We start from the raw sequence: 1,362 nt of genomic DNA, 5'->3' as shown, positions 1-1,362 counted from the left end.
GCCCTAAATCAAATAAATCAATCAGTTTACCTCGTTCTTGCTGGTCTTCGGTATTTCTAAATGCTGGTCTAAGTTTTGGAGACAGCAAATCGCTAACCGACTGCCAACCTACTTCAAAATTACCCTTAAACCATTCCAGTAAGTTCACGACATTTGATTCTAGCTCTGGTAATGGCTCTGGTAATTGCTTAATTAACTCCTCAAGAGAATCGATTTTACTAATCTCCAAGCTTCCTCCCAGTGCAGTTTTGGCAAATCCTAGCAGTTTAGCTTGATTGTTTGGTTGATTAATTTCTACCACGACATAACCAACTCGCTCTTGGCGACTTTCTGGTGGGATGTCACAAACTAGGTCACCAGGTAAAACAGGACGACATTCCAATTTTCCCCAACCTTTAACCATCAAGTCGGATACATTCATTAGCGATCGCAAGGCTGGATTGCTGCTATCACTTGCTGCTAAATCAGTTTCTACTTCCATACACTGTAAGTAGAAATTTACCGCATAAACTGCTAATGTATTGAGGTAAACGTCTTGAGCTTTATCCGGTTCGTGCTGTTCCTGACTAAAGGTTTCTGCTAGTTGATACCAATCTCTGGTAATAGGCACAGAAAATGCTAATTTTTCCGTTAAGTTATTCATGGTTACTCTCTAAATAAATTGAATCTTATTAGTCAGTTATTCCTGCAAGTATTCCTTAAACTTGTCAGCAAAATACTTGCAACAGCGCCAGTAGAAACTTTGCACCGTTGACGCTTGCTTTGGCTTTAACCCAACTGCTACAGCAGTCTGTTGCCAACTCTTCCGGTCTAGATATAAAAGAGCAATAGTTCTGAAGTTGGCTTTAGGATGTCCTTTAACGTGTTTGCTGGCAAACAGCCCATCAGAGTCTTCTTCAATACACTGACGTATAAGCTGTGAAGGTAACGGAGTGTCTTCTGGTTGGGCAACGGTATCTAAATAGGTCATACCTGATTGATTGACTTTACCCCCATCGGAAGAGTTTATTGGTGCATCTAGTGAGTACTCCTTTCCCCCTTTGGTATGTCGTTTTTTGGCATCAATCAACCGCCACTTGAGGACACTATTAATCCAGTTAATCACCGGACCTCTGGGTTCATAAGTGTCAATTTTTTTGAACACATACAACCAAGTCTCTTGAAGTGCATCATCGTAAACCTCCTGAGGGGTGTCATATCTCCTGCGAGATAATCTGCCAGATGCTTGAATCATATGAATCAGCCGGGTCAGGGCTAGACGACGGCCACGGCTTTTTGGGGGATGCTTTTGAGCTTCCAAAGCTAGCTGTTGTAGTCGTTCCTCCAGTTCGTTCATGGGTTAACTCCATCTCAATCCATCTC

At 42.2% G+C, this 1,362-nt stretch carries 2 protein-coding genes; both read right to left on the bottom strand.

The window, feature by feature from the left end; all coding sequences use genetic code 11:
- Positions 1–643: DUF1822 family protein (locus F6K37_RS42570; RefSeq protein ID WP_287257241.1), on the bottom strand; the 643-nt coding region annotated here is incomplete at its 3' end.
- Between the two features lie 36 nt (positions 644–679).
- A complete protein-coding gene (locus F6K37_RS42565; RefSeq protein WP_287257240.1) occupies positions 680–1,336 on the bottom strand; it encodes an RNA polymerase sigma factor in 657 nt (218 codons plus the stop codon).
- Positions 1,337–1,362 lie beyond the last annotated feature (26 nt).

It is taken from the genome of Moorena sp. SIO4E2 (assembly GCF_010671945.1).
Taxonomy (GTDB): Bacteria; Cyanobacteriota; Cyanobacteriia; order Cyanobacteriales; family Coleofasciculaceae; genus Moorena; species Moorena producens.
Note: the sequence above shows the minus strand (reverse complement) of the source record. Positions and strands in the feature narration are given on the sequence as shown.

Excerpts from the sequence above, each read along its gene's own strand:
- F6K37_RS42565 (WP_287257240.1), bottom strand. The coding sequence starts at position 1,336 with ATGAACGAACTGGAGGAACGACTACAACAGCTAGCTTTGGAAGCTCAA.